The sequence below is a fragment of the Streptomyces sp. NPDC047117 genome, from assembly GCF_040643545.1.
Classification (GTDB): Bacteria; Actinomycetota; Actinomycetes; order Streptomycetales; family Streptomycetaceae; genus Streptomyces.
Map to the genome: position 1 here is coordinate 229,977 of NZ_JBEYUN010000001.1, position 26,771 is coordinate 256,747.

General features: G+C 71.5%; 28 protein-coding genes. 13 read left to right on the forward strand and 15 right to left on the reverse strand.

Going from position 1 to position 26,771, the window contains the following annotated elements; all coding sequences use genetic code 11:
* Positions 1-22 precede the first annotated feature (22 nt).
* A complete protein-coding gene (locus ABZ840_RS01075; RefSeq protein WP_361551221.1) occupies positions 23-748 on the forward strand; it encodes a L,D-transpeptidase family protein in 726 nt (241 codons plus the stop codon).
* 161 nt (positions 749-909) lie between these two features.
* On the opposite strand, the gene ABZ840_RS01080 is transcribed toward ABZ840_RS01075, so the two are convergent.
* Positions 910-2,199: an MFS transporter gene (locus ABZ840_RS01080; protein WP_361551224.1), complete on the reverse strand. Its 1,290-nt coding sequence runs from the start codon at positions 2,197-2,199 to the stop codon at positions 910-912.
* 60 nt (positions 2,200-2,259) lie between these two features.
* Here ABZ840_RS01080 and ABZ840_RS01085 point away from each other — a divergent pair, with 60 nt between their 5' ends.
* Positions 2,260-3,009, forward strand: coding sequence for a helix-turn-helix transcriptional regulator (locus ABZ840_RS01085; RefSeq protein ID WP_361551227.1), 750 nt, complete (start codon positions 2,260-2,262; stop codon positions 3,007-3,009).
* A gap of 49 nt (positions 3,010-3,058) precedes the next feature.
* Here the strand turns inward: ABZ840_RS01085 and ABZ840_RS01090 are convergent, their stop codons facing one another.
* Positions 3,059-4,522 carry an aromatic amino acid ammonia-lyase gene (locus tag ABZ840_RS01090; protein WP_361551230.1) on the reverse strand — a complete coding sequence of 488 codons (1,464 nt, stop codon included), beginning with the start codon at positions 4,520-4,522 and terminating at the stop codon, positions 3,059-3,061.
* Positions 4,523-4,689: 167 nt separating this feature from the next.
* Between ABZ840_RS01090 and ABZ840_RS01095 the strand changes: the two genes are divergently transcribed.
* Positions 4,690-6,081 carry an MFS transporter gene (locus ABZ840_RS01095; RefSeq protein WP_361551233.1) on the forward strand — a complete coding sequence of 464 codons (1,392 nt, stop codon included), beginning with the start codon at positions 4,690-4,692 and terminating at the stop codon, positions 6,079-6,081.
* Positions 6,082-6,088: 7 nt separating this feature from the next.
* Here the strand turns inward: ABZ840_RS01095 and ABZ840_RS01100 are convergent, their stop codons facing one another.
* Positions 6,089-6,862 (reverse strand): SUMF1/EgtB/PvdO family nonheme iron enzyme, encoded by a 774-nt coding sequence (locus ABZ840_RS01100; RefSeq protein WP_361551236.1) that lies wholly within the window; start codon positions 6,860-6,862, stop codon positions 6,089-6,091.
* Between the two features lie 360 nt (positions 6,863-7,222).
* Between ABZ840_RS01100 and ABZ840_RS01105 the strand changes: the two genes are divergently transcribed.
* On the forward strand, positions 7,223-7,894 hold the full coding sequence (locus tag ABZ840_RS01105; RefSeq protein WP_361551239.1) for a hypothetical protein: 672 nt from the start codon (positions 7,223-7,225) through the stop codon (positions 7,892-7,894).
* 49 nt (positions 7,895-7,943) lie between these two features.
* Here ABZ840_RS01105 and ABZ840_RS01110 read toward each other — a convergent pair whose 3' ends face one another.
* Positions 7,944-8,384, reverse strand: a complete 441-nt coding sequence (locus tag ABZ840_RS01110; RefSeq protein WP_361552311.1) for a DUF2267 domain-containing protein — start codon at positions 8,382-8,384, stop codon at positions 7,944-7,946.
* A gap of 157 nt (positions 8,385-8,541) precedes the next feature.
* Entirely contained in the window at positions 8,542-8,973 is a 432-nt protein-coding gene (locus ABZ840_RS01115; RefSeq protein WP_361551242.1) for an Hsp20/alpha crystallin family protein, read from the reverse strand.
* A gap of 183 nt (positions 8,974-9,156) precedes the next feature.
* On the opposite strand from ABZ840_RS01115, the gene ABZ840_RS01120 reads away from it, so the two are divergent.
* Positions 9,157-9,810 carry a type III effector protein gene (locus ABZ840_RS01120; protein WP_361551245.1) on the forward strand — a complete coding sequence of 218 codons (654 nt, stop codon included), beginning with the start codon at positions 9,157-9,159 and terminating at the stop codon, positions 9,808-9,810.
* Positions 9,811-9,888: 78 nt separating this feature from the next.
* On the opposite strand, the gene ABZ840_RS01125 is transcribed toward ABZ840_RS01120, so the two are convergent.
* Genes ABZ840_RS01125 through ABZ840_RS01135 form a run of 3 tightly spaced genes read right to left on the reverse strand, consistent with a single transcriptional unit; the run spans position 9,889 to position 12,152 of the window.
* Positions 9,889-10,467 (reverse strand): TetR/AcrR family transcriptional regulator, encoded by a 579-nt coding sequence (locus ABZ840_RS01125; protein ID WP_361551248.1) that lies wholly within the window; start codon positions 10,465-10,467, stop codon positions 9,889-9,891.
* 51 nt (positions 10,468-10,518) lie between these two features.
* Positions 10,519-11,955, reverse strand: coding sequence for an amidase (locus ABZ840_RS01130; protein WP_361551251.1), 1,437 nt, complete (start codon positions 11,953-11,955; stop codon positions 10,519-10,521).
* A gap of 5 nt (positions 11,956-11,960) precedes the next feature.
* Positions 11,961-12,152, reverse strand: coding sequence for a hypothetical protein (locus tag ABZ840_RS01135; RefSeq protein ID WP_361551254.1), 192 nt, complete (start codon positions 12,150-12,152; stop codon positions 11,961-11,963).
* A 294-nt stretch (positions 12,153-12,446) separates the two neighbouring features.
* Here ABZ840_RS01135 and ABZ840_RS01140 point away from each other — a divergent pair, with 294 nt between their 5' ends.
* Positions 12,447-13,334, forward strand: a complete 888-nt coding sequence (locus ABZ840_RS01140; RefSeq protein WP_361551257.1) for an MBL fold metallo-hydrolase — start codon at positions 12,447-12,449, stop codon at positions 13,332-13,334.
* A gap of 168 nt (positions 13,335-13,502) precedes the next feature.
* The gene (locus ABZ840_RS01145; RefSeq protein ID WP_361551260.1) at positions 13,503-14,111 is read left to right on the forward strand and encodes a dihydrofolate reductase family protein; all 609 of its coding nucleotides are present in this window, start codon (positions 13,503-13,505) and stop codon (positions 14,109-14,111) included.
* A 44-nt stretch (positions 14,112-14,155) separates the two neighbouring features.
* Here ABZ840_RS01145 and ABZ840_RS01150 read toward each other — a convergent pair whose 3' ends face one another.
* The gene (locus tag ABZ840_RS01150) at positions 14,156-14,923 is read right to left on the reverse strand and encodes a methyltransferase domain-containing protein (protein WP_361551263.1); all 768 of its coding nucleotides are present in this window, start codon (positions 14,921-14,923) and stop codon (positions 14,156-14,158) included.
* Positions 14,924-15,080: 157 nt separating this feature from the next.
* Here ABZ840_RS01150 and ABZ840_RS01155 point away from each other — a divergent pair, with 157 nt between their 5' ends.
* Entirely contained in the window at positions 15,081-15,596 is a 516-nt protein-coding gene (locus ABZ840_RS01155; RefSeq protein WP_361551266.1) for a hypothetical protein, read from the forward strand.
* Between the two features lie 29 nt (positions 15,597-15,625).
* On the opposite strand, the gene ABZ840_RS01160 is transcribed toward ABZ840_RS01155, so the two are convergent.
* The 3 genes from ABZ840_RS01160 to ABZ840_RS01170 form a co-directional block, all read right to left on the reverse strand.
* Positions 15,626-16,459 (reverse strand): aldo/keto reductase, encoded by an 834-nt coding sequence (locus tag ABZ840_RS01160; RefSeq protein ID WP_361551269.1) that lies wholly within the window; start codon positions 16,457-16,459, stop codon positions 15,626-15,628.
* A gap of 151 nt (positions 16,460-16,610) precedes the next feature.
* Complete coding sequence (locus ABZ840_RS01165) at positions 16,611-17,405, reverse strand: SDR family oxidoreductase (RefSeq protein WP_361551272.1); 795 nt, start codon at positions 17,403-17,405, stop codon at positions 16,611-16,613.
* Between the two features lie 252 nt (positions 17,406-17,657).
* Entirely contained in the window at positions 17,658-18,611 is a 954-nt protein-coding gene (locus ABZ840_RS01170; protein ID WP_361551275.1) for a LysR family transcriptional regulator, read from the reverse strand.
* 172 nt (positions 18,612-18,783) lie between these two features.
* Here ABZ840_RS01170 and ABZ840_RS01175 point away from each other — a divergent pair, with 172 nt between their 5' ends.
* Entirely contained in the window at positions 18,784-19,905 is a 1,122-nt protein-coding gene (locus ABZ840_RS01175) for a PrpF domain-containing protein (protein WP_361551278.1), read from the forward strand.
* Positions 19,906-20,041: 136 nt separating this feature from the next.
* Positions 20,042-21,295: an SLC13 family permease gene (locus ABZ840_RS01180; RefSeq protein WP_361551281.1), complete on the forward strand. Its 1,254-nt coding sequence runs from the start codon at positions 20,042-20,044 to the stop codon at positions 21,293-21,295.
* A gap of 36 nt (positions 21,296-21,331) precedes the next feature.
* Here the strand turns inward: ABZ840_RS01180 and ABZ840_RS01185 are convergent, their stop codons facing one another.
* Positions 21,332-21,748: a helix-turn-helix domain-containing protein gene (locus ABZ840_RS01185; protein ID WP_361551284.1), complete on the reverse strand. Its 417-nt coding sequence runs from the start codon at positions 21,746-21,748 to the stop codon at positions 21,332-21,334.
* Between the two features lie 160 nt (positions 21,749-21,908).
* On the opposite strand from ABZ840_RS01185, the gene ABZ840_RS01190 reads away from it, so the two are divergent.
* On the forward strand, positions 21,909-22,805 hold the full coding sequence (locus ABZ840_RS01190) for an NADP-dependent oxidoreductase (RefSeq protein ID WP_361552314.1): 897 nt from the start codon (positions 21,909-21,911) through the stop codon (positions 22,803-22,805).
* 259 nt (positions 22,806-23,064) lie between these two features.
* Complete coding sequence (gene gndA / locus ABZ840_RS01195; protein ID WP_361551287.1) at positions 23,065-24,519, forward strand: NADP-dependent phosphogluconate dehydrogenase; 1,455 nt, start codon at positions 23,065-23,067, stop codon at positions 24,517-24,519.
* A gap of 41 nt (positions 24,520-24,560) precedes the next feature.
* Here the strand turns inward: gndA and ABZ840_RS01200 are convergent, their stop codons facing one another.
* Positions 24,561-25,070: an aminotransferase class I/II-fold pyridoxal phosphate-dependent enzyme gene (locus ABZ840_RS01200; protein ID WP_361551290.1), complete on the reverse strand. Its 510-nt coding sequence runs from the start codon at positions 25,068-25,070 to the stop codon at positions 24,561-24,563.
* Between the two features lie 147 nt (positions 25,071-25,217).
* On the opposite strand from ABZ840_RS01200, the gene ABZ840_RS01205 reads away from it, so the two are divergent.
* Complete coding sequence (locus ABZ840_RS01205) at positions 25,218-26,018, forward strand: hypothetical protein (RefSeq protein ID WP_361551293.1); 801 nt, start codon at positions 25,218-25,220, stop codon at positions 26,016-26,018.
* Here the strand turns inward: ABZ840_RS01205 and ABZ840_RS01210 are convergent.
* On the reverse strand, positions 25,945-26,712 hold the full coding sequence (locus ABZ840_RS01210; protein WP_361551296.1) for a DeoR/GlpR family DNA-binding transcription regulator: 768 nt from the start codon (positions 26,710-26,712) through the stop codon (positions 25,945-25,947). The two genes, ABZ840_RS01205 and ABZ840_RS01210, sit on opposite strands and share 74 nt — an antisense overlap.
* Between the last annotated feature and the right edge of the window lie 59 nt (positions 26,713-26,771).

The following is a 26,771-nucleotide window of genomic DNA, read 5'->3' on the forward strand; positions in this document are numbered from 1 at the left end:
GTCGAGAAGAGAGTGGTGATCCATGGCACGTACGAAGAGTCGAATACCTCGCGGACGGCGGGGCATCGCGTACGCGGCGGCGGCCGGAGTGCTGTCGCCGCTGCTGGTGGTGGGGCTGCCCGCGGCCTCCGCGCAGGCGGCCTCCGGGTCGTGGTGCGGTGGGCTGCAAGGGCCGTACCAGAAGCAGGCCGAGAGATTCCTCGGCCGGAAAGCGGACGGCAGACAGTCGGTCGGTGACTGCCGGGCGATCCGTGATTTCCAGCGGGCACACGGCATTTACCCGCAGTACGGGTATGCCGGGCCGGTGACCTGGGACGTCATGAAGCTGGTGAAGAAGCAGAAGGCGGCCGGCAAGAACCCCAACCGGGCGGGTCACTGCCCGGTGAACAAGGGGCGGATCGCCTGTGTCGACCTGACCCGGCAGCTCAGCTGGATCCAGGACGGCCGCAAGCTCGTCAAGGGTCCGGTCCCGGTGCGTACGGGACGCAACAAGCACGAGACGCGCACCGGACTGCACCGCGTCTACTGGCGGCACAAGGACCACGTCTCCACGCTCTACGACGTGCCGATGCCGTACAGCCAGTTCTTCGACGGCGGCGAGGCGTTCCACGCCATCGACGGCAGTGTGTGGTCGGCGCCGGGTTCGCACGGCTGTGTCAACATGCGGACCGCGGACGCCAAGAGCTACTGGAAGCTGCTGCGGAACGGCGACGAGGTCTACGTGTACGGGCGCAAGGCCGGGACGTGAGGACCGGTCGGTAGCCCGCGGGCCTCGTCCCGTGGGCCGTGCTGTGGGCCGTCCCGGAGTTGCGGGGCGGCCCACGAGCATGTCGGGGGGCGGACGACCGGCCGGTCCCGCGCACCGGCCACTGGCATGTCGCGGTGGTCAGCGGGGTGAAGTCGAGGTGTTCAGCGGGGTGAGGTCGAGGTGGGTGACGGGGTGCCGGCCGCCTCGGTGGCGCCCGGGCGCATGGTCGCCTCGGGAATTTCGGGTTCTTTCAGGGAACGCAGGAGGAGCCAGCCCAGAGCGGGCATCGCGATCAGGGGCGCGAGGGCGGTCTGCAGTGTGGTGGCGTCGGCGAGAGCACCGATGAGGGGGCTGGCGACGCCGCCGATGCTGACGGTCAGGCCCAGGGTGACGCCGCTGGCGGTGCCCACGCGCCGGGGCAGGTAGTCCTGGCCGAGGGTGACGTGCAGGGAGAACGGCACGTACAGGCCGGCCGAGGCGAGGACGACGCACACGTAGAGCAGCGGGCCGGGGACGAGGACGACGCCGGCCACGGCGAGGACCGTCAGCGCGTAGGACCACTGGACGACCGGGATGCGGCCGTAGCGGGTGGCGAGCTTCCCGCCCGCCACGGTGCCGACCGCGCCGCCGAGGTAGAGCAGGAACAGCGCGGCGGTGCCGGAGACCTCGCCGCCGCCGGTGCGCTGCCGCACGTACAGCGAGATGAATGCGCTGAGGCCGACGAAGACGATCGAACGGCACACGATGGCGCCCGACAGCTTCGCGAAGGACGACCAGTCGTCCCGGGCGGTCACCGGAGCCCGGCCCGCACTCCCGGTACCTGGCGCGGTCCCCTTACCGGCCCCGGTCGTCGCATCGGCGGGCGCCGCCATGCCGCGCAACGCGGCCACGCACAGCACCGCTCCGGCGAGGGCGGGCACGACGAGGAGCGGCGAGGCGTGCAGGCCGCCGGTGGCGACGACGGCGGAGACCGTCAGGGGCGCGGTGGCGAAGCCGAGGTTGCCGCCGAGGGAGAACCAGCCCATGGCGGTGTGACTGCCGCGGCCGGCGGCGGCGCGCGCCACGCGGGCGGCTTCCGGGTGGTAGGCGGCAACTCCGATGCCGGAGACCGCCACCGCCGCGAGGGTCAGGGGGTACGCGTCGGAGACGCCGGCGAGCGCGACACCGGCACCGCCGACCAGTGTGCTCACTGGCAGCAGCCAGGGCATGGACCATTTGTCGGTGAGCGCCCCGAACAGCGGCTGCACCACCGAGGACAGTACGGAGGCGGCGAGGACGAGGCCGGAGGCGGCGGCGTAGGTATAGGCGCGTTCGGAGACGAAGAACGGCACCAGCGCGGCGACCGCGCCCTGGTAGATGTCCACGCAGGCGTGTCCCAGGGACAGCAGCGTGAGGGGTCCGGTACGGCGTGCGCTTTGTGCGGAGCGTCCGCTGCGCAAGATCTTGTTCATGGGCACCCGCCCATCGTCACCACGGCCGGGCCTGGCGCGCTTCCGATAAAGTGCCATGTCATGCCGGATATCCGCCACGCCCCTGAGGCGCCCACCGTGACCCGGGTGCTGGCCCCCGGAGAGTCCATCGACGCCCACCGGCACGACGAGCACCAGATCGTTTACGCGGGCTCCGGCGTGCTGGCCGTGACCACGGACGCGGGGACCTGGTTCGCGCCCGGTACGCAGGCCATCTGGGTACCGGCCGGCTGCGTCCACGCGCACCGCGCGCACGGTCAACTCGCGCTGCATCTGCTCGGTCTGCCGCCCGACACCAATCCTCTCTGCCTCGACGCCCCCACCGTCCTCGACGTCAATCCCCTGCTGCGCGAGCTGATACTCGCGTACACCAGGGGTCCGCAGGACAACAGCCCGGAGCGGCGGCGGCTGCGCGCGGTCCTCCTCGACCAGTTGCGCGCCTCACCGCAGCAGCCGCTCCAGTTGCCGGCGCCCGCGGACTCCCGCCTCGCGGCCGTCTGCGACCTCCTGTACAGGAACCCGGCGGACCCGCGGACCCTGGCCGCGCTGGGGACCGAGGTGGGTGCCGGCGGGCGTACGCTCAGCCGGCTCTTCCGGGACGAGCTGGGCATGACGTTCCCGCAGTGGCGGACCCGTCTGCGGCTGTACCACGCCCTGCGCATGCTGGCCGACGACCTGCCGGTGACGGCGGTGGCCCACCGCTGCGGCTGGTCCTCGACCAGTGCCTTCATCGACGTCTTCCGCCGCGCCTTCGGCCACACGCCGGGTACGCATCACCGCGGCACCCTGTAGCCGGTCGGAACGAGGGTGGTCGCAACGGCGGTGGTCAGAACGAGGGTGCTCAGAACTCCGAGAAGTCCCCGATCAGGGCCTCGGCCGCCTCGATCTCGCCACTGAGGGGGTGGTCCTCCTCGACGTGCGGCAGTCGCTCGGCGGCCGCCGCGAAGGCACTGCCCACGGGGGCAGCCGGCAGGTCCTCGCCGGAGAGGCGCAACGCCCGTACCGCTCCGATGAGTTCGCAGGCCAGGACCGTGCGGTAGGCGGCGACGGCCGAGGTGGTGGTGCGGACCGCCTGGGTGGAGAAGCTGGCGTGGTCCTCCAGGCCGCGCGAGATCACCGCGGTGCCGAGCGTGACCGGAGCCGCGGCGTGCCGGAGCCGGCCGAGCGCGTCGTGCGCGACGTACTCCAGGATCATGATGCCGGAGCTGCCCGCGGGGCCGGCGGCCAGGAACGGTGACAGGCCCGTGAGATCGGGCTCGACCAGGTCGCTCAGGCGCGCCGCTGACAGTTCGGCGGCATGGTGCAGTGCGGCGCGCAGGCCGTCCAGCGCGAGCGCGAGGTAGGCGGTGGAGAACTGCCCGTGGTGGTGGATCTGCTCGGCGTCGATGTCGATCAGCGGGTTCTCGGCGGCGGCGTTGACGTCGATGGCCAGTACCCGTTCCAGTGCGTCGGCCGCGTCCAGGGCCGGCCCGTGGACCTGCGGGAAGGCCCGCAGCCCGAAGGGGTCCTGGAGGCGCCGTCCGGCGGGTGCGTCGGTGCCGAGGCCGAGGATGCGGCGCATCTCGGCGGCGCAGTACAGCGATCCGTGGTGTGGCCGGGCGGCGTGCACGACCTCGGAGAACGCCTCGGGCGAGCCGCCCAGCGCGCGGTAGGAGAGGGCGGTGATGACATGGCTCGCGCGCAGCAGCCGCCGCAGGTCGTGCCAGGCGAGGACCGATTCCGCGAGGGTGACGGCGTTGCTGGAGATGAAGGCGAGGGCGTCGCCGGGGCTGATGGGCACCGGGTCCAGTGACCGCCCCGCCCAGGGCCGTTCACCGGCGAGGGTCAGCGCGATCTCGGCGAGGGTGGTGAGGTCGCCGGTGCCGATGGCGCCGCGGGCGTGCACCGAGGGCAGCGCGTCCTCGCGCAGTGCGGTTTCGAGCGCGCGGAGCAGCCGGGGGTGTACGCCGCTGCCCGCCGCGGCCAGTTGGTTGAGGCGGACGAGGAGCCCTGCGCGTACGACGTCGTCCGGCAACGGCTCCCCGCTGCCGCCGGCGTGACTGCGCAGCAGACGGAGGCCGTGCTGGTCGGCGGAGTCGGCGGCGACCACGGCATGCCGGTTGGCTCCGACGCCGGTGGTGCGTCCGTACACGGCTCGCTTGGCGCCGCTGTCACGGGCGATCTCGTACGCACGCCCGGCGCGCTTGAGGGCATCGTCGTCCACATGCACCGGGACGCCGTTCCGCGCGACGCGGACGATGTCGGCGCAGGTCAGGGCGGTACCGTTGATGCGGAGGGAGGTGCTGAGGGTCGTACTGTCCGGCATGAAGCTCCCTTGACAAGAAGTTATTCATTGCGCAGGGTGCATGAAACTCTTCATTCGCTTTCTTGGCAAGAGCAGTTCCCACAGGTCGCTGCCGGTGGCCTGTCCCTCCATCCCGCCCGACGCCGCCGGAGCCGCGGCGTCCCCCTGATCGGAGAGCTTGTCGAGCCATGCCGGACGACCGGACCCTCACCCCAGCCGCCGATCCCGAAGCCGCCGAGTCCGCCGCTGATCCCCCAGCCGCACCGGCCCGCGCCACGGCGACCGACACCTTCGACGATGTCCCCCTCAACCGCTTCCATCTGAAGATCACCGCGCTGACGTTCGGCGCGAACTTCTCCGACGGCTACCAACTGGGCATCATCGGTATCGCGCTCACCGCCATGGCGCCGCAGATGCACCTCGGCTCCATGTGGCAGGGGCTGATGGGCGCCTCGGCCCTCATCGGCATCTTCGCCGGCAGCATCGCCATCGGCTGGGCCGCCGACCGCATGGGGCGGCAGCGGCTCTACATGCTCGACTTCCTGCTGATCGCCGTCGCCTCCGTGCTTCAGTTCTTCGTCACCGGTCCGGTGGAGCTGTTCGTCCTGCGGCTCCTGATCGGCTTCGGCATCGGCGCCGACTACGCGCTCGGCCCCACCCTCGTCGCCGAGTTCGTACCGCGCCGCTTCCGTGGCGGCCTGCTCGCCTCGCTGACCTGTATGTGGACCGTCGGCTACATCGCCGCCTTCTTCTTCGGCACGTACCTCATCGGCCTCGGCGGCGACTCCTGGCGATGGCTGCTGGCCAGCAGCGCCGTGCCCGCCATCGCCGTCCTGCTGATGCGTCTGGGGACGCCCGAATCGCCGCGCTGGCTGCTCAGCAAGGGCCGGACCACCGAGGCCCGGGAGGTGGTCACCCGCTACGTCGGCAGCCACATCGACTTCGACGCGTTCGCGGCACAGCAGCACACCGCGGAGCGACGCGCCTCCTACCGCGAGCTGTTCGGCGCCGCGCACTGGCGGAACACCGCGTTCGGCGTACTGTTCTACAACTGCCAGGTGATCCCGTACTTCGCGATCTACACCTTCCTCCCGCTGGTCCTGGTCAAGATCCAGCTCAATGGCTCCGGCTTCTTCAGCGAGGCCCTGCTCAACTCGTTCCTGCTGCTCGGCGGCGTCGTCGGACTGTGGCTGGTGGCCAAGCTGACCCGGCGGCGGCTCACCATCGGCTCGTTCATCGTGCTCGCGCTGTCGCTCGCGCCGATGGGCATCTGGCCGGACGCGCCGGCCGCACTGCTCTTCCCGCTGTTCCTGGTCTTCACCTTCACCATGTCGGCGGCGACCAACCTGGACCAGGTGTACCCGCCCGAGCTGTTCCCCACCGAGCTGCGCAGCTCGGGCGTCGGCCTGCTGAACGGCATGAGCCGCGTCGGCTCCGCCGTGGGCACGTTCCTGCTGCCGGTGAGCCTCGGCTCGTTCGGGTTCGCGCCGACCATGATGGCGCTCACCGCCATCCTGGTGATCGGCGCGGTGATCTCCGTGATGTGGGCCCCGGAGACGAGCGGAGCGGCCCTGGACTGAACCGGCCTCACACCGGAGGGCGCGCCGGACCGGTGCGCCCTCCCCCGCCGGGTTCCTGTCCACCGTCGAGTACCTGTCCCTCGCCGGATGCCTGTCCCCGGTCGTCGACGACGGACCGTGCGACGCGGAACCCCACGTCGTCCACCTGGTAACTCGGGTGGCTGCGGCGCCGCGCCGAGGCCCGGCAGCTCCAGTGCTCGTCGAACCAGCCGCCGCCGCGCAGCACCCGGTACGTGCCGTAGACCTCGGGGTCGTAGAGGTCCCAGCACCAGTTCCACACATTGCCGAGCATGTCGTGCAGGCCCCACTCGTTGGGGCGCTTGCCGCCCACCTCGTGCAGGCGCTCCTGGGAGTTGCCGCGGTACCAGGCGATCTCCTCGAGCGGTCCGTAGTGCGGGCCACTCGTCCCGGCGCGGCAGGCGTGCTCCCACTCGGCCTCGGTCGGCAGCCGGTACCCGTCGGCGGACGCGTCCCACTCGCACTCGGTGTCACGGGCGGCGTCCTGCATGCGGTAGGCGGGCTCGAACCCGTCGCGCAGGGACAGCGCGTTGCAGAAGCGGACCGCGTCCCACCAGGAGACGCCCTCCACGGGCAGCCGGTCCCCCTGAGCGCTGCCGGGCCGCGCGCCGGTGACCTCCGCGTACAGCCCCTGGGTCACGGGGAATGCCGCGATCCGGTACGGCGCGAGCCCGACCGACCAGGTGCGCTCCGTACGCCGGTCCGACAGCGTCACCTCGCCCGGCGGGACAGCGACCAGCTCGTCCCCCGCGTGCTCCCCCATGAACACTCTCCGTCCGCTCGAACTCCACTCGTTGGTGGAGTACATCCCGCCGTTCCGTGCGTCGGTGTTCCCACCGGCCGCCTGTCATGATCTCCTGATCCGGCACGGCAGGGCGACTTCGGTTGAAAAAGCAGCCGGTCCCTGCCACGTACCGGACTGTGGGAGCCGTTCCGCTCCGCAGGCCGCGTACCGCGCTGCCCGGCCCCGACGGCCTACCGCAGCCTTCCGACACAGCACCGGCTTGATGTCACAGGCCACTCGGGCCGTACATCGGGCTGTCGTCTTCCGCCGGCAGTACCGGCGGCCCGTCCAGGCACCCGCCGGCGACCGTGGCCGGTGGCAGACGACGGAGAGACAACAGTGGCAGAGGGATACTCGGTTGCGGACCTGGCGATGGCCGACTGTCTGCACGAGATCAGCGCCGGCCGGCTGCCGCTGCACGCGTGTGCCGACGTCCTGGGGCTGGACGGTCTGGCGCTGCTGCTCACCACCGACACGGGCCTGCCGGAGCCGATGCGCGTCCATGGCCCGCTGACCGCACCACTGGAGGATCTCCAGCTCGTACACGGACAAGGGCCCAGCTCGGATGCCGCCCAGCACGGCATGACGGTCCTGGCTCCGGACCTGACCGACCTGTCCGCCTCGCGCTGGACCGGCCTGGCACCCGACATCCACGACCTGGGGGTGGGTGCGGTCTTCGCCTTTCCCCTGCGCGTCGGGGCCATCAGGATCGGCGCCCTCAGCGGCCACCGCAGAGCACCCGGCATCATGGCTCCACCACAGCTCAGCGGCGCCGACGCCCTCGCCGACGCCGCCGCACATGCCGTACTGCGGCAGCAGTCCTGGCTCTCGGACCAGGTGGACCTGCCCTTCGGCGCGGCGCATCGGGCCGCCGGCGTGCTCACCGTACGGCTCGGCGGTGTCTCCCTCGAACACGCCTGGCTGCGGCTGCGCGCCCACGCCTTCCGCCACGACCGGTCGTTGCTGGACACCGCCGATGCCGTACTGCGCGGCGGGCTCGCCGACCTGTGAGCCGACGGGCTGCCGGGAGGGGGGCCGGCAGCCCTGGTCCGGGGCGGGCTCAGGCCGCCTGAGGCTCGGCCGTACGGGGTGCGGCCGCCGGGGCCTTGGACGCCTGGGGAATCTCGGGGCGTCCGAACAACGGGGCGTAACCGGAGGGGAGATGGGCCAGAATGCGGGCGAGGAGATCGCGGCCCGCGAGAGCGGCCACCGTCGTGAGGACGGCCCCGGTGTCCCACCGGGTGGTGGCCGGGCTGCCGCCGGTACGGGCGGCGAGGTCCTTGACGAAGCCCCAGCCGGTGAGCGGCTGCGGGGACGGGATCTGGCCCGTGAAGGTAATGGCGGCCTCCAGAGGCAGGCGCGCGGCCAGTTCGACGCGTTCGTCGCCGGTCAGCTGCCGGCCCAGCGCGGCCAGTACGGCCTGGACGGCTTCCTCGGCGCGTTCCCGGGTCGGATAGGCACCTTCGTACCGGACTTTCTCCAGCATCAGCTGATAGGTCATCACCGTGTTGCGCCGGGCCGGGGCGGGCTGGGGGTGCATCGCTGTCGCAGGCGCCTTTCTCATGATTCCGTCCGTTGTCTGCTGTTGTTTGCTGTTGTCTGCCGACGTGTTACCGCTGCGGGCGAGTTGATGCGCCGCAATGTGCGGGAGTGGCGGCTCAGGTGGAGAGCTGCTTGTCCGTCGAGCCCCTGCGGACGGCGACCTTGCGGGGCTCGGTGCGCTCGGCGACCGGGATGCGCAGGGTCAGCACCCCCGCGTCGTAATCAGCCGTGATGTGCGCGGTGTCGAGGGTGTCGGCCAGGACCAGCCGGCGGGAGAAGACGCCCAGCTGCCGTTCGGACACGTCCATCCGGACCTTGTCCCCGTCCGCCACCGGCCGGCGCTCGGCCTTGACGGTCAGCACGTTGCGTTCGACATCGATGTCGATGGCCTCCGGCGCCACGCCGGGCAGATCGAACGCCACTACGTACGCGCCGTCCTCGCGGTACGCGTCCATCGGCATCGGCGCCGGGCGTGACCACGTACCGGAACCCATCAGGTGCTGGGCGAGCCGGTCGAACTCACGAAAGGGATCGGTGCGCATCAACATGTGGATACACCTCCAGAGGGCTCAGGCAGTTACTGCCAATGCGCTTCACCTGACACCGTTGTAGCATGTCATCGGAACGATGACAAAGAGAGTGTCGTCCAGAGGACGACACTGCGATCGGCCGGCCGCGGAAGATGCCGGCCGACAGCCGACGAGGGTGCCGCCGAGGAGAACGAGAAGGTCATGTCCCCCGCCGATCACACCAACCCCGCCTCCTTCCTCGCCGCCGCGGCGGCGCTGGAGGCCATCGAGGACGCCGTCCACACCGCCCAGCACAGCGACACCGAACCGTCCCCCTCCCCCGCCGACGGACCGGAACGGGCGCTGGCCGCCCTGCTGTTGCTGCGCCAGGTACGCGAACAGCTCGCCGGCTGGGAGACCGGACTGATCGAGACGGCCCGGCACGCGGGCGCCAGCTGGGCCGACCTCGCCGAGCCGCTCGGCGTCGCCAGCCGTCAGGCCGCCGAACGCCGTTACCTGCGGCAGCGCCCCGGGCCCGCCGGCACCACCGGCGAACAGCGCGTCCAGGCCACCCGCGACCGCCGCGCGGCCGACCGCAGCGTCACCGCCTGGGCCCGCGACCACGCCGCCGACCTGCGCAGCCTGGCCGGCCAAGTCACAGCCCTCACCGACCTCCCGGCCGCCTCCCGCACTCCCCTGGCGCGCCTGAACCAGGCCCTCGCGCACGACGACCCGGCCACCCTGCTCGCTCCGCTCACCGCGGCCCGGCCGCACCTCCAGCGGCGCCATCCCGACCTCGCCGCCCGCATCGACACGCTGACCACGCGCACCGATCAGCTGCGCGACGACAGCAACAGCCGGCGCGGCCACGGCTGAGAAGCCCGGCGCGGCGACTGTGGCGGCAGGCCGACGCGCCCACCGCCCGTGCGGGGAGGCGGGGCCGCGCGGTTGCCGTTACTTCCCGGCGTCCGTCGTGAAGCGGGCGAGGAGAGTTCGGGCCAGACCGCGGGCGTAGGCGGCGTCCAGCAGGCCGGGGCGGAAGAGGATGCGGTACATCATCGGCGCCACGAGATGGTCGAGGACCGTCTCCACATCGGGCGCCGGCTCCCCTCGCCCGACGGCACGGTCCAGGAGCACGGCGACCTGCTCGGCGGCGTACGCCGAGCACTGTCCCGCGTTGCCGCCCTCCCGGTCCCCGGCCACCGCGTCCTGGATGTAGGCGCGCCCGGCCGCCGAGGACATCTCCTCCAGCCACTCCACCGACCAGGTCTCCAGGTCCGCGGCCAGGCTGCCGTGGTCGGCGGGCGGCCCCTCCGGGCGCAGCCGCTCCACCGCCACGTCGGACAGCAGCACCTGGAGGTCGCCCCAGCGCCGGTAGATCGTCGAGGGAGTGACCTCGGCGCGCGCCGCGATCAGCGGGACGGTCAGCTCGGCGCGGCCGCGTTCGGCTTCCAGCTCCCGTACGGCCCGGTGCACCGACTCCTGTACACGCGCGCTGCGCCCGCCCGGGCGGCTCTTCGGCTTTGCTCCCATCCCCTCACCTTAACCACCTTAACGCTGAATCTTTGCTTCAAGGTCGGGCGATCACGCGGGTCCGGACGGGCCACCGACGAGCGCGTGCCCCACCACGTCCGCCAGCGGGGCCGGCCCGAAGGCCCGCTCGTACGCGTCCGCCGCGTCCAGCAGCGCCGCTTCGCCGTACGGCCGCCCGATCAGCTGCATGCCGATCGGCAGCCCTGCGCTGTCGGCGCCCACCGGCAGCGACAGCGCGGGCAGCCCGGTCACATTCGCGGGCGAGCTGAACCGTACGTACGCATCGGCCACCCCCTCGACCGTGCCGTCCGGCCAGGTGAACGCCTGCTGCCCGGCCGATGCCGCGGTGGCCGGCACGGACGGCGCCGCGATCAGGTCCACCTGCCGCAGCAGCCCTTCCCATTCCCGCCGCATCAGCGTGCGGGCCTGCTGCGCGCGGAGGTGGTCGACGGCCGGCAGCAGTGCGCCCGCTTCCAGCAGCACCCGTACGTCGTCCCCGTACAGCTCGGGCGCCCCACCCAGCTCCGTGGCGTGGTAGGCGGTCGCCTCCGGCACCATCAGCCCCCAGTGGGCGGCCTGGATGTAGCGGTGCAGCGGGACGGCCACGTCCACCAGGGTCGCGCCGAGACCGGCCATGCGGTCCAGCGCGGTGCGGACGGCGGCCTCCACCTGGGGATCCACATGGTCGAAGAAGTAGTCGACGGGGACGCCCACGCGGACGCCGCGCAGATCCGGCTCACCGTGGGCGCGCTGTTCGCCGTGACCGTTGCCGCCGTTGCCCCCGCGTCCCTGTCCGTCCGGGCCGGGGTCGGCGATGGCGGCCAGTACCAGCCCGGCATCCCGCACCGTGCGAGTGATCGGGCCGACGTGGTCCAGGGACCAGGACAGTGCCGCCACCCCGTCCCGCGGCACCGTTCCGTACGTCGGCTTGAGCCCGACAGCCCCGGTGAGCGCGGCCGGGACCCGGATCGAGCCGCCGGTGTCCGTGCCGAGCGCGAAGGTCGCTGACCCCGCGGCCACCGCGGCGGCCGACCCGCCGCTGGAGCCACCCGGCACCCTGTCCGGCGCCCACGGATTACGGGTCTGAGGCGTCGTCAGCCCGTAGGCGAACTCGTGCGTGTGCGACTTGCCGAGCAGCACCGCCCCCGCCTGCTTCAGCCGCGCGGTGACGGTGGCGTCCCGCTCCGGCACCCGGCCGGCGCGTACGGCGGAACCGGAGGCGGTGACCACGCCCGCGGTGTCGATCAGGTCCTTGAGCGCCATCGGGATGCCGTGCAGCGGGCCGCGGTACCGCCCGGCGGCGATCTCGCGTTCCGCGGCGGCGGCCCGCTCGCGCGCCGGCTCCGCCGTGACGGTCGCGTAGGCGCTCACCAGCGGCTCCGTCTCCTCGATGCGGGCCAGGAGGGAGTCGATCAGTTCCACCGGGGAGAGGCGTCGGTCACCGATCGCGCCGGCCGCCTCGGTGAGGGAGAGCTCGTAGGGCTGCACGGGGGTCACCGCCCGTCGGGGAGGTAGACGGCGGCGGGCGGCACGTCCGCGAGGTCGAGCTCCCGGAGGCGGCCGACCACGGCCAGGATGTGGTCGGCCGTGGCGGCGACGGCGGCGTGCCGGTCATCACGCAACGGGATTCCCGCACGCTCGGCCGCCTCGGCGGCTGTCCGCGGGGTGTGGGGAGGAAGAGACATGGCTGATTCGGGTCCTTTTCGGGGTTCGTTCGGAAAGGGCGTCGGACGGGGGACATCGAGCGGAAGGGCGTCGAGCGGAAGGGCGTCATGCCGCAGCAACTGGGCAGCGCGGACGGGGCGGCGCCAGTACGTCCGTCTTGGACCGTCCGGGACCTCCGGGACCATCCGGGCCCGTCCGCCGTACGGACAGTAGGACGCCGCGGACCACTAACGCAAACCGTTTGCTTTAGTGGCTTCGCGAGTCTACCGTTAACGCAACTTCTGCGCTTTAAGGCGCCCGACCCGAGGAGCCGCATGCCCGCCCCCGTCTGGACCATCGGCGATATCACCGTCCACCGCATCGACGAGACCGAACTGCCGCCCGAGACCGGCCCCTGGCTGCTCCCCGGCGCCACCCCGGACGTGGTCGCCGCGGCCCCCTGGCTGCGCCCCGACTTCGCCCGGCCCGATCACGGCCTGCGCCTCGCCAGCCACTCCTTCGCCGTACGCGCGGGCGGCCTGCGCATCCTCGTCGACACCGGCATCGGCAACGGCAAGGACCGCGCCAACCCCGCCTGGAACCACCTGAACACCGACTACCTCACCCGGCTCGAAGCGGCGGGCTTCCCGCCCGGCTCCATCGACCTCGTCGTCCTCACCCACCTGCACACCGACCACGTCGGCTGGAACACCCGGTACGACGAGGACGAAGGGGCGTGGGTGCCCACGTTCCCGCGCGCCCGGTACGTGGTGGCGCGCGACGAGTGGGCGTACTGGTCGGCCGCCGAACTGGACGCGGCACGCCGCCAGATGTTCCGCGACTCCGTCCATCCGGTGTACGACCACGGCCTGCTGGACCCGGTCGACGTCCCCGCCGCCGGAGCGGAGATCGCCCCCGGCGTCACTCTCGTCCCCACTCCGGGACACACTCCCGGCCAGGTCGCCGTCCGGCTGAGTGATGCCGGGCAGTCGGCCCTGATCACGGGTGACTGTGTCCACCACCCCGTCCAGTTCGGCCGCCCCGACCTCTCCAGCTGCGTCGACATCGACCCGGCACAGGCCGTCGCCACCCGCCGTGACCTGCTCGCCTCGCTCGCCGGGACCGGCACTCTCGTCCTCGGCAGCCACTTCCCGCCGCCCACCGCCGGCTACCTCCGCCCCGACGGAGCCGGCTACCGCCTCGACCCGGCACCCGCGGGTTAGGACGCCGCGGGACATCGCGAAGGTACGACTCCGGACTCCGCGCCCGTCCTCCCCGCCCCGGCCGCGCACGAGCGCAATGATGGGCGGGTGGAGAGCGCACCGGGGCAGTACGGCGGACAGTCCGGTCCGTCGCCGCACCCGGCGCGAGACAGAGGAGCGAGTGGTCCGATGCGCATCGTGGTCAGTGAGTTCATGAGCCTGGACGGCATCGTGCAGGCGCCGGGCGGTCCGAAGGAGGACGTCGACGGCGGGTTCGCCCACGGCGGCTGGTCGCACCCGTTCTTCGACCCGGAAGTGATGGGCGGCGCCATCGACGCGGCGATGGGCCGGGCCGGGGCGCTGCTGTTCGGACGCCGGACGTGGCAGACGATGGCCGGGGCGTGGCCCGAGCGGGCCGGCGACCCGTTCGCCGACCGGATGAACGCCATTCCGAAGTACGTCGTGTCCCGCACGCTCGGCGACGACGAACTGACGTGGCACAACACCACACTCATTCCGGGCGACGACGCTCTCGCCCGCATCCGGGAGCTGCGCGGGACCGACGGCGGCGACCTGTGGGTCATGGGGAGCCCCACGCTCGTCCGCACGCTCCTGCACGAGGGCCTGGTGGACGAACTCCTGCTGATGATCGAGCCGGTACTGCTCGGCGGCGGCAAAACGATCTTCCCGGACGACGGTGCGCTGCGCACGTTCGAGCTGGTCTCGTCCGTCACCAGCGGCACGGGCGTCCAGGTGTGCACGTACCGGTCGGCCTCCGGGCCCGCAGCCGAGAGCTGACGGGTCCAGCGTCCTCACCGCGCGGGAGCGAACCGGCGTACGGCTCAGGAGCGCGCCGCCACCAGCAGATCGACCAGGTAGGACTCCTCCACCGTGCCGTCCGGGAAGAGTTCGCGCAGACGCGTGCGCTCCTCGGCGAGGAAGGCCCGGGTGGCCGCCTCGCCGAGGACGAGGAACGCCGAGTGGCTGGTCACGTTGGCGAGATGGGTCTCCAGCGGGACGGTACGGGTCCACTGGAGCCGGCGGCGCGCGAAGCGGAGCCCCGGCCGGCCGAGTCCCGCGAGCCGGGCGGCGCGGCTGTCGTCGGGGCGCGCCGCGGCGGGCGGGGCCACGCCGCAGTGGCGCGCGATGCGGTCCTTCTGCGCGCCGATCCACGGGACGTCCGTATCGCCGAGGTTCCACCAGACGGCGAGCGCGCCGTCCGGCCGCAGGACCCGCAGCGCTTCGGGGACGGAACGGTCGGGGTCGGTCCAGTGCCAGGACTGCGCATAGGTGATGAGGTCGCGGGAGGCATCGGCGAGGGGCAGTGCGTTGCCGTCACCCCGGACGATCGGTACGCCGGGGAGCGTCCTGGCGAATTCGGCGGCCATACCGTCGCCGGGCTCCACGGCGACCACCTCGGCGCCGCGCTCGCGCAGTAGCGCGGTGGCAATGCCGGTGCCCGCGCCGACATCGGCGACACGGGAGCCCGCGAGGGGACGCCCCGTGAGTTCTTCCACCGTGTCCAGGAGAGCGGCCGGATAGGAGGGGCGGTTCGCGCCGTACTGCGCGGCGGCCGCGTTGAACGAGTGGGCGCGTGAGGTGGCGGTCATCCGTTCATTCTGGCGATGCATGCCACTGGCCGGCAGGAGGGGCGGCCCACCGTCCGGCCGACATAGCGGTCACCATCCGAACGGAAAAGATCGGGCAAAAAACGTAAACCTTCCGCCCGCCCACGTCACGACCCATTCGAACGGGCGTTGAGCAGGTGTGACCCTCTCTGTCGACCATGAACAGCGGTACCCCGTACCCGTCGCGCTGCCCTGCCATCTCTGCCCCGAGCCCACGCCCGCCCTGCCCGAGCTCGCGGTGGCACTCCAGCCCGCGATCGGCCCCGAGCGCACGGTGTGGCTGTGCCGGTTCTGCCAGGAGACGCGGCCGGGCCGCGACCACCCGGAGCTGGGCGGCGCGGACTGGAGCTGGCGGAGTCTGAACCGCGGGGCCACCGCTCTGCGGGCAGACTTCGCCGCGGGGCAGTGGGTACCGCTCCCGGAGGAGCACCGGTTCGCCGAGACCCTGAACGGATGCCACTGGACGGAGTCGGCGGTACGCGACCTCCTCCACCGTGCCGCCCCCGCCCTCCGGACCGGGAGACTGGTACCCCTCCTTCAGGACGCCCTCACGGTAGTCCTCGCCCACGTACCGGCCACCGACGTATCCCTACGAGAGGTACGCCGCCTGATCACCACCCTGACCCCGGACACCCACCCACCGGGCACCTCCTGAGCGAGACACCCGGGGGCGGCGACACTCCGTCAGTTGAGGGTGTCGGGGTCGGGACCCGTTCGCATGCCCTGGTCGAGGGCGGTGATGGCGTCGATGTCCGCGTCGCTCAGGGTGAAGTCGAAGACGTCGAGGTTCTCGCGGATGCGGGCCGGGGTGACCGACTTGGGGATCACGACGTTGCCGATCTGCAGGTGCCAGCGCAGCACGACCTGGGCGGGCGTCTTGCCGTGCCGCTCCGCGATGGCCGTGATGGCCTCGTCCTTCAGCAGTGCGCCCTGCGCGAGCGGGCTCCAGGCCTCGGTGGCGATGCCGTGCTGGGCGTGGAAGGCGCGCAGTTCGCTCTGCTGCAGGCCGGGGTGGAGCTCGATCTGGTTGACCACCGGGACGATGCCGGAGGCGTCCAGCAGCCGCTGCAGGTGCGCGGGCTGGAAGTTCGACACGCCGATGGCACGGGTGCGGCCGTCGGCGAGCAGCTTCTCGAAGGCGCGCCAGGTGTCGAGGTACCGGTCGCGGGCCGGGGTCGGCCAGTGGATCAGGTACAGGTCGACGTGGTCCAGGCCCAGCTTGGCCAGCGAGGCGTCGAAGGCCGCCAGCGTGGCGTCGTAACCCTGGTCGTCGTTCCACAGCTTGGTGGTGACGAAGAGGTCGTCGCGGGCGATGCCGGAGGAGGCCAGCGCGCGGCCGACGCCGGTTTCGTTGCCGTAGACGGCGGCGGTGTCGATGCTGCGGTAGCCGGCCTCCAGGGCGCTGGTGACGGCGGCGGTGGTCTCGTCGTCGGGGACCTGGAAGACACCGAAGCCCAGCTGCGGCATGGCCACACCGTTGTTCAGCGTCACGTTCGGAATCGATGTCGAGGGGTTCATGAGGGGGTGCAGTCCTTTCGCACGGTGGTCGGTCGTCGTCCGTGCAGGTCGGTACGGTTCGTCGGTACGGGTCCGGCAGGGCGGGCTCGTCCCTACGGGCTCGCCAGTGCGGGCCCGTCGGTGCGGGTCCGGCAGGGAAGCTGCGGGCTCGTCAGGGAATCAGGGTCGGTGCCACGCCGCCGTCGACGCGCAGCGCCGCGCCGGTGGTCGCGGAAGCGTGCTCGGATGCCGCATACACGGCCAGCGCGGCCACTTCCTCCGGCCGGATGAGGCGGCCGAGGAGCGAGGTGGGCCGCTCCTGCCGGATGAAGGCGGCCTCGGCCTCCGCGAAGGAGGTGCCGGGGCCGACCCGGTCGGCGATGAACTCCTCGACGCCGGGGGTCAGTGTGGGGCCGGGCAGGACGGAATTGACGGTGACACCGGTGCCGGCCAGCTCCTGCGCCATACCGCGCGAGACGGCGAGCTGGGCGGTCTTGGTCATGCCGTAGTGGACCATCTCGGTCGGCGTCATGACCGCCGACTCGCTGGAGATGAACAGCACCCGGCCCCAGCCCCGCTCGGCCATCCGCGGTGCGTAGTGGCGGGCCAGCCGGATGCCACTGAGCACGTTGACGTCGAAGAAGCGCTGCCATTCGGCGTCGGGGATCTCGAAGACGGGGGTGGCGGAGAAGATGCCGGTGTTGTTGACCAGTACGTCGCCGTCGGGGACCGCCTCGATCAGGGCGTCGGTGCCCTCGGCGGTGGACACGTCGGCGGCCACCGCGCGGACCCGGTCGGAGCCGGTCTCCTTGACGATCTCCTGAGCTGCCTGGGCGGTGCGGCTCTCGTCGCGGCCATTGACGACGACCGCGGCGCCGGCACGGGCGGCGGCCACGGCGATGGCACGGCCGATGCCCGCGGTGGAGCCCGTGACGATCACGGTACGGCCGGACAGATCGATATGCATGGGACAACCCTTCCTTCGACACGCGCCCTGGTTCGGATGCGCCACCTCAAGATTTAACACGCGCATGCAATTATTGCGAACGCAGGTAAAACGCTAACGCATCCTCTTGTCCGTGAGCACACTGGCCGCGCCTAGACGCATCAGGACGCCGGTCGGCAGAAGTGCGCAGGCCGACGGAAGGGCGCCGGCCGACGGAAGGGCGCAGCCCTGACCAGCCCGGCTACCGGGAAACGCAGGAAGTCGCCGACCCGCTCAGCCCCGTCGGACCGCGCCGAGCTGGGCGCGGTGCAGGCCCGAGGAAGCGAAGCGCTGTGCCACTACGCGCAGGACGCGGGTCATCGCCTGGGCGGGCGGGGTGGTGGGCCGGGCCTGGGCGTGGGCGAGCAGGATGCGGCGGGTGGGGGCGGGCACGTCGGAGGCGAAGGGGAGCAGGCGGACGTCGCTGCGACGGCTGGTGAGGGCGAGCCGCGGTGCGAGGGCGATGCCCAGCCCGGCGGCCACCATGGCCTGCGCTTCTTGGTAGTCGTGCGACGCGTAGGCGATACGCGGCTCGAACCCGGCCTGGCGGCAGCTGCGGCGCAGCACATCGGCGACAGGGTGGTTGTCGGCTCGAATGATCCATTCCTGGTCGGCCAGGTCGCTCAGGCGCACGGAAGGATGAGTACGCAGGGGCGAGTCCGCGGGGACCACCAGCACCGTGGGGTCGTCGAGCAGGTGGGTGAGGGCGAGCGCCGGGTCTTCGAGGCGGTTCCAGTCGTAGTCCCACAGCAGCGCCTGCTCCACCTCGCCGGTGTGCAGCATCTCGCACAGCTCGGACAGGACGCCCGCGCGCACTTCGATGCGTACCTCGGCGTGCCGGCGGCGGAAGCGGGTGAGGGCGAGCGGCAGGAGCGAGGCGCTCGCGGTGGGGAAGGAACCGAGCCGCAGTGTGCCCTGGTCGAGGTCGGCGAAGGACTCCAAGTCGGCCTGGGCGGCGCGCAGCTCGCGGCGGATGACCTGCCCGCGTTCGGCCAGCGCGGAGCCGGCCGGGGTGGGGCGGATGCCACGGGGCAGCCGCTCGATCAGTGGTTGTCCGGCCTCGCGCTCCAGCAGGGACATCTGCTGGGAGGCGGCGGAGGTGGTCATGCCCATCGCCTCGGCCGCGGCAGTGAGGGAGCCGCGTTCGGCGGCCTCGGTGAGCAGCAGGAGATGGCGCACGTTCAGCATGGCGCTGAGTTTAGCTGAGCTAAACCCTGGTGAAGTTGACTGCCATTGTGCCCAAGTCGCACCTCTGCGAAGGTCTTCGCATTCGCCGGAGGGGTTCACCGATTGGCAACGCGCCCGTAACCGTTCTCCGGACCTTCCCAGCGCCCGCGTTGATCGAGAAAGAGCCTCAGACGTGCACACTCCCGCGACCCTGGTCCGCGGTGGCACCAGCAAGTGCTGGCTGTTCCACCAGGTCCATGTCCCCGCCGAACTCGGCGCACTGGAGAAACTGCTGGTCGCCGCCTACGGCGCCACCGACCCGGTGGAACTCGACGGGGTCGGCGGGGCCACCCCCACCACCTCCAAGGCCGCGATCGTCAGCGCCTCACCCGACCCCGGAACGGACATCGACTACCTCTTCGCCCAAGTCGGCATCGGCACCGGCTCGGTGGAGTGGACGAGCAACTGCGGCAACTGCGCCACCGGCGTCGCCTTGTACGCGGTCGCGAAGGGCCTGGTACCGATCACCGGGGACCGGACTCGTGTGGTGATGCGCAACATGAACACCGGCGCGGTGCTCGAAGGACTCGTGGACACCACCGGGGGCGTGGCGCACGACTTCGGCGAGCAGACCGTACCGGGCACCCGCGCCGGTGGGGTCGCGGTCGGCCTCACCTTCCGTGACCCGGCGGGCCGTACCACCGGCTCCCTGCTGCCCACCGGACTGGCCGCACAGGAGCTGCGCGTCGGGGCCGCTGACCCGGTGCTGGTGAGCATGGTGGACGCCGGGGCGCCGGTCGTTCTCGTCGAGGCCGCCAGTGCCGCACGCACCGGCTCCGAGACCTTGGAGCAGATGCGTACCGACGCACCCTGGCTGCGCACCGTCCGGCACGCGGCCGCACCACTGATGGGCCTGATCGAGCCGGGCGAGGAACCCGGCGACGCGGTCCCCAAGGTGGGGCTGGTCGGCCGGCCGGTCGCGTACACCACCACACTCGGCGAACGCGTCGCGGCCCAGGACTACGACGTCTCCGTACGCATGCTCACCATGAACGCCCCGCACCCCGCGATCGGCCTGACCTCCGCCGTCGCCGTCGCGGCCGCGGCCCTGCGCGAGGACTCCGTGGTCTCCCGGGCCGCGGGCCGCACTGCCGGTGAGTGGCTTCGTCTGGGCACCCCCGCCGGTGTGATCGCGGTGCGCTGCTCGGACCTGCGGGACGGCCTGCCGGGCCGCGTCACCGTGCAGCGGGCGGCACGACTGCTCGCCGACGCCCGTATCTACGTACCGGAGTCGGACCGGCCGCAAGCAGCCTGACCCGGGTTACCGGCCTGGGTAGCTGCCCCGGGTTACCTGCCGGGTATCCGGCCCGCGTTGCCGGACCGGGTTGACCTCGCGCCCTCAGGGCGCGCTCCTCCCCTCCCCCCTCCCCCCCCCCGCACCGAGGACAATGATGTCTACTGAAGTGATCTCCATAGGCGCGCTGCTGGTGATGTTCGTGGTCGGCACCATCCTGCCGATCAACCTGGGCATCCTCGCCTTCGTCGCCACCTTCGCCGTCGGCACCGTCTCGCTCGGCCTCACCGAGGACGAGATCTTCGAGGGCTTCCCGGTGGAACTCTTCGTGACCATCGTCGGAGTCACGTATCTCTTCTCCGTCGCTCGCCGCAACGGCACCATCGACTGGCTCGTCGCGGCGGGAGTGCGGCTGGTGCGAGGCAAGGTGGCGCTCATTCCCTGGGTGTTGTTCCTGGTGGCCGCGACGCTCACGGCGTTCGGCACGTTCACCCCGGCCGCCGTCGCGCTCCTCGTACCCATCGCGATGGACTTCGCCCACCGCTACCGCATCAACCCGCTGGTGGCCGGAATGATGGTGATCAGCGGCGGGCACGCGGGGGCCTTCTCGCCCCTCGCCGTCTCCGGTGCCCTCGTCCTGGGGCTGGTCGACGACACCACGCTGCACGTCTCGCCCGTGACGCTCTTCACCGCCAGCTTCGTGATCAACCTGCTGCTGTCGCTCCTCACGTACGTACTCCTCGCCAAGCGCCCCGCCCCGCTGGCCGGGACGGCGCACGAGACGGCCGACGGCGAGGACCCCGCCGCGTTCGGCAGACCCGACTGGCGTCAGTGGCTCACCCTCGGCTGTCTGCTCGCGCTGGTGGTCGGCGCGCTCGGCTTCCGGCTGGAGATCGGCTTCCTGGCCCTGGTGGCCGGCGCGCTGCTGGCACTGGTGGACATGGAGCGGCAGGAGAAGGCCGTGGACGGCATCAGCTGGTCAACTCTGCTGCTGGTGGCGGGCATGATGACGTACATCGCGATGCTGGAGAAGGCCGGCATCATCGAGGACATCTCCCAGCACGCCGCCGGCCTCGGTGCCCCGCTCGTCGTGGCCCTGGTGCTGTGTTTCACCGTGGCCATCACCTCGGCCTTCGCCTCCTCCACCGCGATCCTGACCGCGATCATTCCGCTCGCCGTCCCGCTGCTGCTCTCCAGCCACCTCAGCGCGGCCGGTCTGATCGCGGCGCTCGCGGTGTCCACCACGATTGTCGACACCTCACCGTTCTCCACCAACGGCGCCCTCGTCCTCAGCAACGCCCGCGGCATCGACACCCGCCGCTTCTACCGCCAGATCATCAGCTACACCGGCGGCATCGTCGCGCTCGGTCCCGTCGTTGCGTGGGGAGCGCTGGTCCTTCCCTGGTCATAACAACAGCAGGACGGCCCACATGTCACTCAGGCGGCTTCAGGTTCCCCTGGCCGCTTGCTGGTCGAAGCGGGAGCGGTTCTGGGAGATCTCGTCGTGGTGGGTACCGGCCCAGTCGATCAGCGCGGTGACGGCATCGAGCAGCGTGCCGCCGAGCTCGGTCAGTGCGTACTCCACACGCGGAGGCACCTCGGGGTAGGCGGTCCGGGTGACCAGACCGTCACGCCGCAGCTGACGCAAGGTGTGGGTGAGCATGCGCTGGGAGATGCCCGGGATGGAGCGCTGCAGGTCGGTGTAGCGCAGGGGGCCGTTCTCCAGCGTGCCGATCACGAGTACGGCCCACTTGTCCCCGGCCCGCTCGACGATCTGGCGGATGGTCTCCCCCTTCTCCGCCGGCCAGCGCGAGCAGGGCCCGGACGGGGCAGCCGCCCGGCCGGCGTGCGACTCGGCTTCCATCGCAGGCTCCGTTCCGTTGCGCACACGCGTGTGCCTTTTGTATCGGCATCCATCCTGACCCACGATGGGGCTACGCACTAAGCGTAAGAAACGATGTCATAGCCGTGCGACCGGCCACGGACCGTTGACGAGCGCCGTACCGAGGAGGAAGACCATGCTCATGCGTGCCGCGACCGTGTCCCGCTTCGGCGGGCCCGAGGCAGTCGAGATCACTGAGCTGCCGGTGCCCGTTGCGGGCCCTGGGCAGGTACGGATCAAGGTGGCGGCCGCTGCCTTGAACCCGGTGGACGCGGCCATGCGGGCCGGGGTCTTCGGCAGCGACGGCGAACGCATCGGGCTGGGCTGGGACGTCGCCGGCACCATCGATGCCGTCGGCGACGGTACGGACCGGTCGGTGGGCGAGCGCGTCATCGGCCTGGCCACGGGCCACCGCACCCCGCTGGGCACCCACGCCGAGTACGCCGTACTCGATGCGCACGCCGTCGCGGCCGCCCCCGCCACCCTGGACGACACCCACGCAGCGGCACTGCCACTCAACACATTGTCCGCGCTCCAGGCACTGCAGATGCTGGCACTGAGCCCCGGTCAGAGCCTGCTGGTCACCGGTGCGGCCGGTGGCGTCGGGGCCCACGCGGTGGAACTCGCCCACCACAGCGGGGTAAAGGTCACGGCATCCGCCTCCGCCGGCGACCAGGCGTTCCTCCTCTCCCGCGGCGCCGACCATTTCCTCACCCGCGGCCAGGCGCCCGTGGCTGCCGGCTTCGACGGTGTGCTCGATGCCGCGTCGGTGGGGCGTGACGCGCTCGCCGCGGTCCGCGACGGCGGCACCTACATCGGTCTGTGGCCCGGTCAGGAACCGGAGACCGAGCGCGGCATCCGCATCGACGCCCTGGACGTACGAGCCGACAGCGCGCAACTGGCCGAGCTGTCCCACCTCGCCGAATCCGGCGTGGTCATGGCCCGCGTCGCACAGACCTACCCGCTCGACGCCGCAGCCGCAGCCCACGCACGGCTGGCCGAAGACGGCCTGCGCGGACGCATCGTTCTCGTCCCCTGAGGCCTACCCGCACGCGTAACTCGTGATCGTTCCCCGCGTTGGTCTGCTGGGGACCGCCCCCGGTCATGCCTAGCGGCGGCGGGGTCGCCCCGGCAGATCGGATCCCTCGGCTCGTTCCGGTCGCTCGGCGCTGGCGAGGCGGCTCGACGCGCTTGCGGCGCTCGGCGAGGATGGGCGCGGTGTCACCGTCGGCATCGGCGCACCTCGACGTGGCCGTCAGGAAGGCGCTCCGCGCACTGTCCGAACGAGAGAGGCCCACATGGACACGCACACATCGGTAGCCAATATCGGCGTCGTCGGACTGGCGGTGATGGGTTCGAACCTGGCTCGCAACCTCGCCTCCCGCGAGGGCAACACCGTCGCCGTTTACAACCGCACCTACGCCCGTACCGAAGAACTGCTCGCCGAGCATCCTGAGGCGGGGTTCGTCGCCGGTGAGTCGATCGACGACTTCGTGGCGTCGCTGGCGAAGCCACGTACCGCGATCATCATGGTGAAGGCCGGTGCGGGCACGGACGCGGTGATCGACCAGCTCGCCGAACGCTTCGAACCCGGCGACATCATCGTGGACGGCGGCAACGCGAACTTCAACGACACCATCGCCCGGGAGAAGCGGATCGCGCCCGCCGGCATTCACTTCGTCGGGGCCGGCATCTCCGGTGGCGAGGAGGGCGCGCTCAAGGGCCCGTCGATCATGCCGGGTGGCTCGGAGGAGTCCTACCGGACGCTCGGGCCCATCCTCGCCTCGATCGCGGCCGTCGCCGAGGGCGAGCCCTGCGTCACTCACGTAGGGACCGACGGTGCCGGCCACTTCGTGAAGATGATTCACAACGGTATCGAGTACGCCGACATGCAGTTGATCGCCGAGGCGTACGACCTGCTGCGCACGGTCGGCGGGCTCCAGCCGGCCGCCATCGCCGATGTCTTCGCCGAGTGGAACAGGGGCTCGCTGGAGTCGTACCTCATCGAGATCACCGCTGAGGTGCTGCGCCAGGTCGACCGCGCCACGGGTGAGCCGTTCGTCGACATCGTGCTCGACCAGGCCGGCTCGAAGGGCACCGGCGTGTGGACGGTGCAGAACGCGCTCGACCTGGGCATCCCGGTGGGCGGCATCGCCGAAGCCGTCTTCGCCCGCTCCGTCTCCGCCAAGCCGGCACAGCGCGAAGCGGTGCAGCGAGTCGTCACCTCGCGGCCGGCAGCGCAGAGCGTCGACTCCTCCTTCGCCGACGACGTGGCCAAGGCGCTCTACTCCTCCAAGGTTGTCGCCTACGCGCAGGGCTTCGACGCCATCATCGCCGGCGCGGAGAAGTACGGCTGGGACATCCACAAGGACCGGATCGCCAAGATCTGGCGCGGCGGCTGCATCATTCGCGCGCAGTTCCTCAACCGCATCGCCGAGGCCTACGACGAGAACCCGGACATCGCCACTCTGCTCGAGGCCCCCTACTTCGCCCAGGCCGTCGCCGACGGCGAGGCCGCGTGGCGTCGCGTCGTCGCGACGGCGGCCCTCTCCGGCGTACCGATCCCGGGCTTCAGCTCCGCGCTCAGCTACTACGACTCGCTGGCAACCAAGCGCCTCCCCGCCGCCCTCGTACAGGCTCAGCGCGACTTCTTCGGCGCCCACACCTACAAGCGCGTCGACAAGGACGGCACGTTCCACACCCTCTGGTCCGGCGACCGCACCGAAGTCGAAGTCGAGGGCTCCAGCCACTGAGGTCGAGTCGAGTACGCCGCCGGCGCACCGCCCACCGGCTCTCAGGCGATCCAGTGAGGGCGTCGGCGGGAGGAAGCAGGCCGGGACTGGGCGGCCGGGAGGGCGGTGGCCAGGCGGTGTGCGGCCTCGCGGAGGGTGTCCGGCGGAGCGGTGTAGGGAATGCGGAGGCGTTGTTCGAAGAGGCCCGGGTCCGTGGCGAAGTGGGCCCCACTCTCGATGCGTACGCCGTGTTCCCACGCCTGCTCGGCGAGGGCCGTGGCGATGGGTTCGCCCAGGTCTGCCCAGAGCGACAGGCCGCCGGGCGGCAGGTGCCAGCGCCACTGCGGGAGGTGTTGGGTCAATGCCTGCGCCAGAGCGGCTCGTTGGTCTCGGAGCTGCTGGAGACGGTCCGGCAGGAGTGCGTCGGCGCGGTCGAGCAGGTCCAGGGCGAGGAGCTGGTCCAGGACCGAGCCGCCCATGTCGGTGACGACCCGCTGACCGGCGAGTTCCGTCACGAGCCCGGCGGGCGCGCGCAGCCAGCCGATGCGCAGGCCGGCCCAGTGGGTCAGCAAATGCCGATGCCTAGGAGGGCGGAGACGCGTCAGCCATACCATTCTTCCGGGATTGGCCATGGGAACCGAGCCGATCACTGTACAGAGTTGCTCGCAATGGCCGGCCACGAGGGCGCGGCACACGGATGCATTGCGGAGGCGACGGGCATGGCACGGCAGCAACAGGGACAGGGACAGCAGGGGAAACGGCTGCGACTACGGGGGGACTTGCCCCCGCTCACCTGTCTCTCCCTCCGCGAGCGGCCGTTGCGGCGGCTGACTCAGCTGTTCGTCGGCCTCGCTCTGTACGGCTTCAGCCTGTCGGTGCTGGTGCGGGCCTCGTTGGGCGTCAATCCGTGGAGCGTGCTGTACGAGGGGCTGGCGGAGCGTACGTCCCTGAGCTTCGGCACGGTCAGTGCCGTACTGGGCGTTCTCGTCCTGGTGTTGTGGATTCCTCTCAAGCTGCGGCCGACGTTCGGCACGGTCGCCAACATCGTCGTGCTGGCGGGCTCCGCCGACCTCGGCCTCCTGCTCCTCCCCCAGCACCTCGGGCTGCCGGCCCGGATCGCGCTGCTGGTCGGCGGGGTGCTCCTCAACGGACTGTCCGTGGCCGTCTACGTCGGGGCACGCCTCGGCCCGGGGCCGCGGGACGGGCTGATGACCGGCACCGCCGCCGTGACCGGGCGTTCTCTGCGGCTGGTCCGCACTCTGATGGAGATCACCGTGCTCGCGGTGGGCCGGCTGCTCGGCGGGACCGTGGGAGCGGGGACGGTGCTGTACGCGTGCGTGGTCGGGACGGTCACGCAGTTCTGCGTGCCGTGGGTCGCGTACCGGGGTGCGGTCACACCTTTTACGTACCGGGGTGCGGTCACATCTTCTACGTACCGGGGTGCCGTCACACCTTCTGTACCGTCACGCCCTCGGCGGTCAGGGCGTCCGTCTCCTCGTCCGGTGCGGACTCGTCGGTGATGACGGTGTGCAGGGCGGAGACCGGTGCGACGAGGGCGAGGGCCGTGCGGGAGAGCTTGTCCGCCTCGGCGACGGCGATGACGCGGCGGGCCGAGGCGATCGCGGTGCGCTTGACCGCGGCGTCCTCCAGGTCGTAGGCGGTCAGGCCGGTCGCCGCGGTCAGGCCGCAGCAGCCGATGACCGCGGTGTCGAAGCGGAGCGCGGTGAGCGACGCCTCGGTCAGGGGGCCGGTCAGTGCCAGCTCGCCCGGTCTGGGGCGGCCGCCGGGGACGAGCAGGGTCAGGCGTGGCGCGCCGGTCAGCGCGTTCACCGCGTGCAGGGACAGCGGCATCACGGTCAGCCGCCGGGATTCCAGTACGCGGGCGACCTCCAGGCAGGTGGTGCCGCTGTCGAGGACGACGGACTCGCCATCGGTGAGCAGGTCGGCGACCGCCGCGGCGATGCGCCTCTTGGCGGCGATGCCCTCCTGGGCCCGTAGTGCGAACGGCGGCTCCTCGCCGCGCAGCAGAAGACTGCGCGCGCCGCCTCGGTAACGCTCCAGGACGCCTTGGCCGGCCAGTGCTTCCAGGTCGCGGCGGATGGTCATCTCCGACGCGCCGGTCAGCTCGGCCAGTTCGGCGACGCCCATCCGGCCCGCCTCGCGTACGGCCTCGGTGATGCGCCTCAGCCGGTCTGTGCTCGCTGTCGTTGCCACCCTACGATAGAACACCCAAGATGTTCGTAAAGCAAGCTTACGAACATTGTGTTTGTTCG

Coding starts and splice junctions, on each gene's coding strand:
- ABZ840_RS01075 (WP_361551221.1), top strand. CDS start 23: ATGGCACGTACGAAGAGTCGAATACCTCGCGGACGGCGGGGCATCGCG.
- ABZ840_RS01080 (WP_361551224.1), bottom strand. CDS start 2,199: ATGAACAAGATCTTGCGCAGCGGACGCTCCGCACAAAGCGCACGCCGT.
- ABZ840_RS01085 (WP_361551227.1), top strand. CDS start 2,260: ATGCCGGATATCCGCCACGCCCCTGAGGCGCCCACCGTGACCCGGGTG.
- ABZ840_RS01090 (WP_361551230.1), bottom strand. CDS start 4,522: ATGCCGGACAGTACGACCCTCAGCACCTCCCTCCGCATCAACGGTACC.
- ABZ840_RS01095 (WP_361551233.1), top strand. CDS start 4,690: ATGCCGGACGACCGGACCCTCACCCCAGCCGCCGATCCCGAAGCCGCC.
- ABZ840_RS01100 (WP_361551236.1), bottom strand. CDS start 6,862: ATGGGGGAGCACGCGGGGGACGAGCTGGTCGCTGTCCCGCCGGGCGAG.
- ABZ840_RS01110 (WP_361552311.1), bottom strand. CDS start 8,384: ATGACCTATCAGCTGATGCTGGAGAAAGTCCGGTACGAAGGTGCCTAT.
- ABZ840_RS01115 (WP_361551242.1), bottom strand. CDS start 8,973: ATGTTGATGCGCACCGATCCCTTTCGTGAGTTCGACCGGCTCGCCCAG.
- ABZ840_RS01120 (WP_361551245.1), top strand. CDS start 9,157: ATGTCCCCCGCCGATCACACCAACCCCGCCTCCTTCCTCGCCGCCGCG.
- ABZ840_RS01125 (WP_361551248.1), bottom strand. CDS start 10,467: ATGGGAGCAAAGCCGAAGAGCCGCCCGGGCGGGCGCAGCGCGCGTGTA.
- ABZ840_RS01135 (WP_361551254.1), bottom strand. CDS start 12,152: ATGTCTCTTCCTCCCCACACCCCGCGGACAGCCGCCGAGGCGGCCGAG.
- ABZ840_RS01140 (WP_361551257.1), top strand. CDS start 12,447: ATGCCCGCCCCCGTCTGGACCATCGGCGATATCACCGTCCACCGCATC.
- ABZ840_RS01145 (WP_361551260.1), top strand. CDS start 13,503: ATGCGCATCGTGGTCAGTGAGTTCATGAGCCTGGACGGCATCGTGCAG.
- ABZ840_RS01150 (WP_361551263.1), bottom strand. CDS start 14,923: ATGACCGCCACCTCACGCGCCCACTCGTTCAACGCGGCCGCCGCGCAG.
- ABZ840_RS01160 (WP_361551269.1), bottom strand. CDS start 16,459: ATGAACCCCTCGACATCGATTCCGAACGTGACGCTGAACAACGGTGTG.
- ABZ840_RS01165 (WP_361551272.1), bottom strand. CDS start 17,405: ATGCATATCGATCTGTCCGGCCGTACCGTGATCGTCACGGGCTCCACC.
- ABZ840_RS01170 (WP_361551275.1), bottom strand. CDS start 18,611: ATGCTGAACGTGCGCCATCTCCTGCTGCTCACCGAGGCCGCCGAACGC.
- ABZ840_RS01180 (WP_361551281.1), top strand. CDS start 20,042: ATGTCTACTGAAGTGATCTCCATAGGCGCGCTGCTGGTGATGTTCGTG.
- ABZ840_RS01185 (WP_361551284.1), bottom strand. CDS start 21,748: ATGGAAGCCGAGTCGCACGCCGGCCGGGCGGCTGCCCCGTCCGGGCCC.
- ABZ840_RS01190 (WP_361552314.1), top strand. CDS start 21,909: ATGCGTGCCGCGACCGTGTCCCGCTTCGGCGGGCCCGAGGCAGTCGAG.
- gndA (WP_361551287.1), top strand. CDS start 23,065: ATGGACACGCACACATCGGTAGCCAATATCGGCGTCGTCGGACTGGCG.
- ABZ840_RS01205 (WP_361551293.1), top strand. CDS start 25,218: ATGGCACGGCAGCAACAGGGACAGGGACAGCAGGGGAAACGGCTGCGA.